Raw genomic sequence first — 7,599 nt, 5'->3', positions numbered from 1 at the left:
CCCTTAAGGAGATAAGAATGCATTCATTAAAAGTAAAAGATTACATGACGTTGCAAGCGGTGACTTTCACGAAAGATATGTCACTTTCGGCAGCTTTAAACAAAGTAATGCAAAGTGTCACACTAGGTGGCCCTGTCATTGATGAAAATGAAAAAGTGGTTGGGTTTTTATCGGAGCAAGACTTATTAGATAAGTTGGTGAAAGCAAGTTATCACTGCCAAGATACACATACGGTACAAGAGTGTATGCATGATGATGTCTTATCTGTTTCTCCAGAAATGTCAGTAATTGAACTGGCTGACATGATGAAAGTTGGAAAGCCGAAAATGTATCCAGTGGTGGATGGCAAAGGTAAGTTGGTTGGTGTTATCACAAGAAGAGACGTGCTGCGTGCCATCGGAATGACATTAAATGAGTGTTTTAAGCATCCCGTTTAACCTCTCTGTTTAAATTTTACGGAATATTGCTTTTAAACTGGTTTGGAAAGACGCTTCGGCGTCTTTTTTATTTTCTATCGCCGAACTGTACAAATTTATCTTGACCTTGGAGCTTACTCTAAGGTTTATCCTTAGCAATAGGTAAATCACCGATACCAATAAGGAAAAAATTATGTGTACAAAACATCAAGGTTGCCAATCTAGCAAAATCAAAACTGCGGTGCCGCTTGGTGCAAGCGAGTCATGCTGTGCGCCAGTAAAATCTTCGCTCAATATCTCTCAGGCCAGTGTTGATGTTTCTGAAAGCTCTTGCTGTAGTGGAGGAGGCTGCAGCGTTGACACAGGCGAGGAAGACGATCCCACAAGGGAGAGTAATTCCTCCGTTCGGAACGCTTGGCTTGTGTCAGGTATGGATTGCCCATCTTGTGCGCAAAAGCTTGAGAAAGCCATTACGTCTTTACAAGGCGTCAGCCAAGCCAAGGTTTTGTTTGCAACAGAAAAACTGGTCGTCGATTTTGATGGTCTAGAGCTGATAGCTACGATAGAGCAGACAGCCCAAAAAACGGGTTTCCCGCTCTTTTCACTTGATGCTCCAAAACCAAGCACTACAAAGAAAGGCTGGCTTGGCGTCATAAGAGACAACATCCAAATTCTCTCGATTGCTGGTGCAATGGCTACTGCGGCAGTAATTTCTAAGATCGACCCTCAAATAAGCGCTTGGTTATTCACTTTGACGTGTTTACTTGGTTTATACCCAATCGCGCTCAAAGCATTTAAGTTGGCGCGTAGCGGTACGCCTTTTGCGATTGAAACGTTAATGAGTGTAGCGGCGCTCGGCGCTTTATATTTAGGTGAAACCGCCGAAGCCGCAATGGTGTTATTGCTTTTCCTTATTGGTGAAAAGTTAGAAGCATATGCATCATCTCGCGCGCGAAGCGGTGTCCAGGCGTTAATGGACTTAGTCCCAGAAAATTCAATTTTAATTATTGATGGTGAACGCAAAGAAGTACCAGCTGCGCAGCTTAAACCAGGGGATATCATAGAAGTCGCACCCGGAGGTCGTTTGCCTGCCGACGGTGTTTTGCAAGATGCGCTTGCGAGTTTTGACGAAAGTGCGTTAACGGGAGAATCTGTTCCCGTTGAACATCAAACCGGTGGCAAAGTGATGGCCGGGGCTGTGGTTGTCGATAAAGTGGTTCGCTTACAGGTGACTTCCCGTCAGGGCGAGAATGCGATAGACCGAATTCTTCATTTGATTGAAGAAGCAGAATCCCGTAAGGCACCATTAGAACGCTTTCTTGATAAATTTAGCCGTTGGTATACGCCGCTAATGATGCTGGTGTCTCTGATGGTTATCGTTACGCCGCCATTACTATTTGCCCAACCGTGGGAAACGTGGATCTATCGAGGACTCGCCCTGCTGTTGATTGCTTGTCCATGTGCATTAGTAATTTCAACGCCTGCGGCGATCACTTCTGGCTTGGCGGCAGCGGCTAAGCGGGGCGCATTGATCAAAGGTGGTGCGGCGCTTGAGTTGCTTGGCAAGGTTGAGTCTGTCGCATTTGATAAAACTGGGACACTGACGCAAGGTAAACCAGAAGTGACTGATGTCTTTGCTTTTGATATGGATGAAGACAAGTTACTTAGCCTAACTGCGTCAATCGAGGTTGGTTCAAGTCATCCTCTAGCGGTTTCTTTAGTTACCAAAGTGCAAGAGCAGGGGCTTACTATTCCTGAAGCGTTGGATAAAACCGCGCAAGTAGGCTCTGGTGTCACTGGTTACGTCGATGGAAAAATGGTCCAAGTGGTCACGCCTTCAAAGGCAGACTTTCCACTTTCTCAAGAAGCCAAAGAGCAAGTGGTTACGTTGGAACAACAAGGTAAAACGGTTGTCATTGTTCGTTACGATGACGAGGTCATTGGCGTGATCGCATGGCAAGATACATTGCGCTCAGATGCCCAGCAAGCCATCGCAATGTTGAAGGAACTTGGGGTCACGTCGGTGATGCTAACGGGTGACAACCCGAGAAGTGCAGAAGCAATGGCAAATAGAATAGGCTTGGATTATAAAGCGAGTTTGTTACCTGCAGACAAGGTGCATTACGTCGAGAAACTATCACAACAACATACCGTTGCGATGGTGGGAGACGGTATCAATGATGCTCCAGCCATGAAAGCTTCGAGCATTGGTATTGCGATGGGAGGCGGTACGGATGTTGCGCTCGAGACTGCTGATGCGGCGTTAACACACAACCGGTTGATTGAGCTACCTGCCATGATAGAACTGTCGCGTGCGACGCTAAGTAACATTCGTCAGAATGTCGCGTTAGCGCTAGGTTTGAAAGGTGTATTCTTAGTGACAAGTTTACTTGGGGTTACTGGGTTGTGGGTTGCAGTATTAGCTGACAGTGGTGCAACAGCACTGGTGACATTGAATGCGTTGAGATTACTTCGTTTTGAGTCCAAACAGATCAAATAACTGACCTAACCAATGATCCCACTCATTAATAGCCCGAGGCATTCGTGTATCGGGCTTTTTTTAACCGTATTCACCTGATGCGATCAGACGTTTTTCTCGTCCTTGAAATCACGCATTGCTATGCAACAAAATGATTTAACGCCCCTTAAAGTGTGATCAATACCAGTTTTGTTTGAAATTTCATTTTCATTACATTTTGTCATTGTGATTGTGATCACTCTATGTTGGTGAAAGGTTCGCTACAGTGCATCTGTACCCAATAACTGATTAATGAGCTTATTGTTCATAAAATAAGCCACAATAAGGAGCGACTTATGTCTCAAGCTGTATTCCATTTAGGTGTTACTGAAGCTGATCTTAATGGTGCGACTCTAGCGATCATTCCTGGTGACCCAGCGCGTGTTCAAAAAATCGCAGAACAAATGGAAAATCCAGTATTTCTAGCAAGCCATCGTGAATACACGCTATACCGTGCAGAGCTAGACGGTAAACCTGTTGTGGTTTGTTCTACAGGTATTGGTGGTCCTTCTACCTCTATCGCAGTTGAGGAATTGGCACAGCTTGGTGTTCGTACTTTCCTACGTGTTGGTACAACGGGTGCAATTCAACCGCATGTAAACGTGGGTGACATGATCGTAACGACGGGGTCAGTTCGTCTTGACGGTGCGAGCCTACACTTTGCTCCTATGGAATTCCCAGCAGTTGCTGACTTTGAAGTAGCAACCGCAATGAAAGCAGCGGTAGAAGAGTCTGGCGCTACAGTTCACATGGGTGTGACTGCATCAAGCGACACGTTCTACCCTGGTCAAGAACGTTACGATACGTTCTCTGGTCGTGTTGTTAAGCGTTTCCAAGGCTCTATGCAAGAATGGCAAGACATGGGCGTACTTAACTTCGAGATGGAGTCTGCAACACTGCTAACAATGTGTGCGAGCTCTGGTTTAAAAGCGGGTTGTGTGGCTGGTGTTATCATCAACCGTACACAAAAAGAGATTCCAGATCATTCAACTCTGAAAGAAACGGAAGCGCGTTCAATTAAAGTGGTTGTAGAAGCAGCGCGTAAAATGCTTTAAGCCGCTATAGTTGGCATTTAAACAAACAGAAAAACCAGAGGCTAACCTCTGGTTTTTTTCTACTTATAGAAATGCGTACAGCTAAAGTTTAGGTATAAAAAAAAGCAGCATTAATGCTGCTTTTTATCGTTGTGAATTTTAGCTTTTCTTAATGGCACTAGATCTCGTCTGAACCGCCCGCGTCTTTAAACCAAGCCGTTAAGTGTGTTCTTAAATCTTTAAGCTCATCAGGGCCAATCAGGGCTAGCCCTAAGTCTTCAGCACGAGTAATGTCATTGTGACGAAGAGGACGGAAGCTCACCAACATTGCGCGCGCTTGTAAGCCACCTAATAGATCGCGAAGCGATTCTAACTTATATAAAGTATCGTCGCCGTCATCTCTCATGCCTTTGGTTTTGCACTCGATGATGTGCAGCTTGTTGTTTACAACTGTTGCGACATCTAACTCATTGCGTACTTCACTTTCACCAAGTTTACGATAAACCTGAACATTTAACGATCGATCTTGGATCGTCGGCATGGTGTCTTGGATTTGCTTCACGGTGCTGTGAACCAAAGTTTCTAACCACTCACCGTTTGAAAAGCGTCGAGCATCTTCATCTGCAAACGTTAAAACGCCATTCTCATAGGTGGCGATTTCTGCTTCTACTAAATCTGAAAGCAACATGTTGAGCTCACGGTAGCCCTGCTGTTTTTCGGAGAGCTCGACATCAAGCTTTTGTTCTTTGCGGCATGTGGTTGCAAGGTAGTTAAGTGTTGCTAGACCTGGCCCAAGCTCAAGCGCATTTGAGGCCCATCGTTCACCAAGTTCATACAATTTTTTATCAAGAAGAGGTGGTAAATCAACGTGGTGAAACTCGCCGCGTGCACCAAAGATAGTGAGGTAATCTGCAATCGTAATGTGATCTTCGACTTGGGTATCTTCTTTGCCATCAGGGTATAACCAACAAAGCTTATCGCTACTAGGCTCAACCACAAAAATTGGCCAGCGATAGGTACGGAAAACTTCGTACACCGACAACAAGCGATGACGAAGACCACAGCTCGCGTTCAATTTTACATCTTCGCCGCGTTCATGAAGGTCTTTTGCCAGTTTTTGAATTGCTTGTTTGATCAGAGATGTATTAACAGCGGATGGAATTTCAAAAAATTCAGAAGTAATTTCTCGTTGAGCTAAAACGGCACTCAGTCGGTCAAATATATCTAACTGGCTCTTGTCTCCGATGAAGACGATATGTGTGCTTAGCGTACGATTATCTAATAGAGGAGTGACCAATCTCACTGGGTCTTGGTCGATAATACCAACATGAACAGCCATAGATTTTCCTTTTTATGAGGCCGCTCGAAAAGAGTTGTGCAAGGGGATGAGCTAGCCTTATTAATCATATGTAGACATGGCCGACAAAAAACAAGGGCAACTTAACAAAAAGTCGCCCTTATACAGTTGATTGCACTAATTAATGCTCTTAATTATAAAGTATTTATAACTTAAAGCGGTGGACCAATTCATTTTGCTGATGAGCCAAGTGGGTCAGTGATTCACTGGTTTGTGCGATACTCGACATGGCTTGGAAACTTTCATCGGCGATGCTGTTGATATCTTCGATGCTGCGAGCAATGTCTGTTGATGTTTCACTTTGCTCTGCTGCTGCTTGTGAAATGTGCGTACTCATTTGGCTGATCTCAATGATTAGCGCCTGGATCTCTTCCATTGAGCTGTTCGCTTTTGACGCTTGCTCAACCGACATCTCCATATCGCTCATACAGCTTTGTATGACTTGGTTTGCCGATTGTGAGCTAGATTGCAGATTACTGATCATGGATTCAATTTCAGTGGTTGATTGAGTCGTTCTTGATGCGAGTACTCGTACTTCATCTGCCACTACCGCGAAGCCGCGACCTTGTTCACCAGCGCGAGCCGCTTCAATTGCCGCGTTCAATGCCAGTAGGTTGGTTTGCTCCGCAATGTTGCGGATCACATCAAGGATAGACCCAATTTGACCACTCATCTTTTGTAGCTCAGAAACTGCGGAGACCGATTCGTTCAAACGTGTTTCTAGTTGATTAATGGTTGAGATGTTACTGCTCATAACATTTCTGCCTTCTTCAGAGGCAGATTCGACGCGTTGCACCATTTCTAGCGAGCCTTGCGCACTTTGCGCGACTTCCTGCACTGAATGAGACATTTCTGTCATCGCGGTAGCGACGTTTGCCGTTTGTTCGCGTTGAGAGCTCAATTTAATTTGTGCTTGCGAAGAGGTGCGTTCGTTGGTTGTCGCGGTTGACGATAGGTTTTCTGACGCTTCGTTGAGTTTCACCAAGATCTCGTGAAGGTTGTCGGCGAGTGAGTTAATGTGTCCACTCACACGGCTGAATTCGTTGTTATAGCGAATATCGATACGCTGTGTCATATCACCTTCAGTCAGGCCTTCTAACACTTTTAGAATACGAGTCAACGGCTCGCGAACGCTTTGTGCGATGTGGTAGCCAATCGCTGTCGCGAGTAAAACGACAATGACGCCAATGATGATGGCTTTCGTTACACCGGCCGAATATATGTCACCTGCATCTGCCAATGATTCATTGAGCTTATCTGTTGCGGTTGTCGTAAATTGCTCAAGAATCGCCATGGTTGAATCCACTTTATTTGCTAGGTTGGCGATATTGTTATACAAAGCGGCGCGAGCATTGAGGTAATTATTATGTTGGTCTAGCACACCGCCACGCATACCGACGTCACGAGTAAATTGCTCTACAGATTCGCCAAATGCTTTTTCTAGCTCAGGAAGCTGAGTCACCAACCCGCGGAATGCGTAATTCAAGTGCGTTACTGCTTTGCGGTTTTTAGCTACGGCTTGCGTAACAAACTCAGGGTTGGAACTGGCGAGGGCATCAGAGGTAATTACTTCGGCATCTTTTAACTTGATAAAGTAGCTCTTTGCCATGACTTTGACAGAAATGCTGGTTTGATCTGCCACATATTCTTTAAGACCAACCGAAAGTTCGGTATTCAGTTTTTGGAAGCGGCGTGAGGATTTTTGCACTTCTTCTTGAGCCGCGAACATTGCTTCGTAGTTGTCCATGGCCTCTAGAGCTTCTGTAAAATAGCTCTGCTCTAACGTTTTTAACTGTGAAAACGGTTCGGCAAGAGAAGGGTAGATTTGGCTTGCGGTTTTCAGTTGAGCCAATGTGGATTCGAAGCGCTGTTGAGATCTAGCAAATTCCTGACGCATTTCATCCATGCGTTGTTTATTCTCTGTTGTCAGGAAGTCTTTAAATGATTTGTCGGCAGAAAGCAGCTCAACACTGGTTTGATTAGATAACGATACCAACGGTAGGGATGATTTAGATACCGTGCCAAATTTTCCGTGAATATCACTCATTCCTCCCATCATAATGGCAATTGTGACGGCAAATAGGATGATGATCAGTGCAAAGCCGGCATACATCCTTTTAATAACTGAACCTCGCATAAGTGAGTTTCCTCTCCCAAAAATAGACAAGCTACCCAAGCATTTTTGAGTTTACTTGGGTATAAAAATAATAATTGTCTTAAAAAAGTAACAAAATTCATTGGATTGTATTCAGTTTGTGACGCGCATTTTATGAC

5 protein-coding genes are annotated in these 7,599 nt (G+C 44.7%); 3 read left to right on the top strand and 2 right to left on the bottom strand.

The genetic code is table 11. From position 1 onward, the window contains the following. Positions 1–17: 17 nt before the first annotated feature. From CAG68_RS17920 to udp, 3 genes are all read left to right on the top strand, one after another. On the top strand, positions 18–437 hold the full coding sequence (locus CAG68_RS17920) for a CBS domain-containing protein (RefSeq protein WP_005378483.1): 420 nt from the start codon (positions 18–20) through the stop codon (positions 435–437). A gap of 172 nt (positions 438–609) precedes the next feature. Further along, a complete protein-coding gene (locus CAG68_RS17915) occupies positions 610–2,916 on the top strand; it encodes a zinc/cadmium/mercury/lead-transporting ATPase (RefSeq protein WP_025766942.1) in 2,307 nt (768 codons plus the stop codon). 314 nt (positions 2,917–3,230) lie between these two features. Continuing rightward, the gene (gene udp, locus CAG68_RS17910) at positions 3,231–3,989 is read left to right on the top strand and encodes a uridine phosphorylase (protein ID WP_005378479.1); all 759 of its coding nucleotides are present in this window, start codon (positions 3,231–3,233) and stop codon (positions 3,987–3,989) included. A gap of 157 nt (positions 3,990–4,146) precedes the next feature. Here the strand turns inward: udp and CAG68_RS17905 are convergent, their stop codons facing one another. Both CAG68_RS17905 and CAG68_RS17900 read right to left on the bottom strand, forming a co-directional pair. Continuing rightward, entirely contained in the window at positions 4,147–5,307 is a 1,161-nt protein-coding gene (locus tag CAG68_RS17905; protein WP_064353735.1) for a DUF1887 family protein, read from the bottom strand. 163 nt (positions 5,308–5,470) lie between these two features. Further along, complete coding sequence (locus CAG68_RS17900; RefSeq protein ID WP_086046599.1) at positions 5,471–7,462, bottom strand: methyl-accepting chemotaxis protein; 1,992 nt, start codon at positions 7,460–7,462, stop codon at positions 5,471–5,473. Between the last annotated feature and the right edge of the window lie 137 nt (positions 7,463–7,599).

The organism is Vibrio sp. V42_P2S4T144, assembly GCF_009904715.1.
Taxonomy (GTDB): Bacteria; Pseudomonadota; Gammaproteobacteria; order Enterobacterales; family Vibrionaceae; genus Vibrio; species Vibrio alginolyticus.
The sequence above is the reverse complement of the archived record's forward strand: the minus strand, read 5'-3'. Positions and strand labels throughout refer to the sequence as shown.

Coding starts and splice junctions, on each gene's coding strand:
- CAG68_RS17905 (WP_064353735.1), bottom strand. CDS start 5,307: ATGGCTGTTCATGTTGGTATTATCGACCAAGACCCAGTGAGATTGGTC.
- udp (WP_005378479.1), top strand. CDS start 3,231: ATGTCTCAAGCTGTATTCCATTTAGGTGTTACTGAAGCTGATCTTAAT.
- CAG68_RS17915 (WP_025766942.1), top strand. CDS start 610: ATGTGTACAAAACATCAAGGTTGCCAATCTAGCAAAATCAAAACTGCG.
- CAG68_RS17920 (WP_005378483.1), top strand. CDS start 18: ATGCATTCATTAAAAGTAAAAGATTACATGACGTTGCAAGCGGTGACT.
- CAG68_RS17900 (WP_086046599.1), bottom strand. CDS start 7,462: ATGCGAGGTTCAGTTATTAAAAGGATGTATGCCGGCTTTGCACTGATC.